The 2217-nt window shown below is 61.2% G+C and carries 2 protein-coding genes and 1 pseudogene; all 3 read right to left on the bottom strand.

The genetic code is table 11. The features are described 5' to 3' along the window. Positions 1 to 206 precede the first annotated feature (206 nt). The 3 genes and pseudogenes from WAN02_RS26560 to WAN02_RS26550 all read right to left on the bottom strand — a co-directional run bounded on the left by WAN02_RS26560 (position 207) and on the right by WAN02_RS26550 (position 1680). Positions 207 to 416, bottom strand: a complete 210-nt coding sequence (locus tag WAN02_RS26560; protein WP_422268009.1) for a ferredoxin — start codon at positions 414 to 416, stop codon at positions 207 to 209. A 179-nt stretch (positions 417 to 595) separates the two neighbouring features. Further along, positions 596 to 856: pseudogene (locus WAN02_RS26555) on the bottom strand (cytochrome P450); the annotation flags it as partial. Continuing rightward, on the bottom strand, positions 853 to 1680 hold the full coding sequence (locus tag WAN02_RS26550; RefSeq protein WP_422268007.1) for an SDR family oxidoreductase: 828 nt from the start codon (positions 1678 to 1680) through the stop codon (positions 853 to 855). The gene WAN02_RS26550 and the pseudogene WAN02_RS26555, both read right to left, overlap by 4 nt. Positions 1681 to 2217 lie beyond the last annotated feature (537 nt).

The raw sequence follows: 2217 nt of genomic DNA, 5'->3' as shown, positions 1-2217 counted from the left end.
CTGATCAGCGGTAGAGGTATACCGCCTAGCAATACCTCAGGAGATGCCTGACAGCCTTCGTCGCCGAAGCAGAAACGAGTTCACCGATAGGCACCCGGGTCTCACCACCGCGGCGCCCGCCGACATCACGGCGTCATGGTTGTTCAAGGTGCTTCACACGGGTCGGCCCAGTTATGAAAATCCCTCAGGCTGAAATGACACCATTGTCAATCTTCTTTCTCTTTAATGAAAAGTGCTTGTGTAGGACATATCTCGACTGCGCGCTCGACATGCACGCGAACGTCGTCCGTTGGCTCGGAGTCGACGATTTGCACCGTGCCGCGCTTGGGCACCTTGAACACGACAGGTGCCTCCAGCTCGCACATGGCGTGCCCCTGGCACAGATCCGCGTCGACTTCGATTCGGTAGCTGCCCATCAGCTCATAGCCTTACCCGCTTGCGGTAGCGCACCTTCGACGGCCGGGCGTTCCAGCTGGACCACCATCTTCGAGTGATCGTTGCGGTAGGTGTCAGCCGGCTGGCCCATCTCGAACGCGCACTCGCGCAACAGAATCGAGGAGGTGGCCTTGATCCGCACGGCAGCAAACGCCGCCCCCACACCCTCGCCGAAAATCGGCGTCATGAACGGGTAGGCCTCAGCCTGATCGAGATCCTCATCAGCGGCCCGGAAGAAGAACTCGCTGGCCAGCGCACCCGACAACAGAACGACCGTCTTGCGCGCCAGATGAAGAAAACCAAAGTCACTGCACTCCTCATGGGCGCAGTGCATCAACGCGATCGGATCGGTCCGAAACTCCCCGAGGTGTCCGTGCTTTTCTTGGCCACCGGAAACACTGGGCACGATTGCGGTGGTCACTGGCCGCGCATCCCTTGTTCGCTGAGAGCGAGCTTGTGATGTTCCAGGTTTTCAGCCAATGGCGCTTCCGGCTGAATCTCCATGTTCGCGATGAAACCACCGCGTGGTGTCTGCGCAACGAATGTGATGGCGCGGGCCAGATCCGATGCCCGCAGGAAGTAGTCGTGGCGGGCGACGCCCCACTTCGCCCAATCCTCAAGCGCTGACCCGATCTTGTCGGCGGGCAGGCTCCATCCCATGCCGGTCTTGGTCGGGCCGGGATGCACGACCGACGCGCGCACACCGGTGCCTTCTAGTTCCATCTGCAGGGTGTTCACCATTGCCAGCAGCCCGGCTTTGGCGGCGCCGTAAGCACCCAGGTGCGGGCGCTGGCGTAGCCCGATTTCGGACCCGACGAAGATCAGGTCACCTCGCTCGCGTTGGATCATTCCCGTTAGCACCGCTGCGGTCAGCCGATTTGCACCGACGAGGTGGATGTTTAGCTGCGATTCGAACTCGTCACAGGTTATCTCGGCCAGCTTGCCGTAGAAGGTGTCGCCTGCGCCTGCCACCAGCACCTCGATTTCCCCAAGCGCGTCGACCGATTGCGCGACGAAGGACTTCACCGAGTTGGGGTCGGTGACGTCGAGTTGGAATCCGACTGCCTCGCCACCATTGGCTCGGATCTTGTCGACGAGGTCCTCGAGCTTTCCCACTCGGCGGGCGCCCAGCGAGACGGGGAATCCACGCGACGCGAGTTCGATCGCCGTGGCTTCTCCGATCCCGGAGGACGCGCCGGCGACGATGACGGGCCTGCGGTCGGGAAGCGGTTCAAAACGCGGCATTTAACGAGCCTTCACGATGATGGGTAGGTGGGCGCATCCACGGAAGTTGCTGGCGTGGACTCTGGCCGCGATGGCCTCGTATCTCCGGATTCGCTTGAAGAGCATTTGCGAAGAGCGATCTCCTGCAAGTCATACCAGCTCCCCTTGATGCCCTTTAGTCACGCGGCACTACAGTTACTAGAGGCTAGTCTAGAGTCAGATATAGATTAGCGTCCAGTCATGTCCGCGTAGGTCACATCTCACGCATGATGAGCAACCGGCCACGCTGTGGTGTTACGACGCCGCAATAGCTGAGTTTGTTGGCCTACCCGATGCCGTGTCGGGTGGGACCACCGGTGGCATCCTGACCCACTGCTGGCGGCATCAGTGCGAGTCGAAAAGAATGACCAGTTGGCCCGCTGTCAGCAGCCGCTGAAAGCCCTCTAGCCGGGGAGGCGAGCGGCGGCCATCACCAGGTCGACCGCGAGACGGTATCGGTCCGACTGGACTGCGACGACACCACTGCAGTCTGGCGCTGCCAACAACCCCGCTCTAGAC

The organism is Mycobacterium sp. (assembly GCF_049281135.1).
In the GTDB taxonomy this organism is placed as follows: Bacteria; Actinomycetota; Actinomycetes; order Mycobacteriales; family Mycobacteriaceae; genus Mycobacterium.
Note: the sequence above shows the minus strand (reverse complement) of the source record. Positions and strands in the feature narration are given on the sequence as shown.

What these genes read in the sequence shown, in the direction of transcription:
- WAN02_RS26560 (WP_422268009.1), bottom strand. Translation starts at nt 416, where the DNA reads ATGGGCAGCTACCGAATCGAAGTCGACGCGGATCTGTGCCAGGGGCAC.
- WAN02_RS26550 (WP_422268007.1), bottom strand. Translation starts at nt 1,680, where the DNA reads ATGCCGCGTTTTGAACCGCTTCCCGACCGCAGGCCCGTCATCGTCGCC.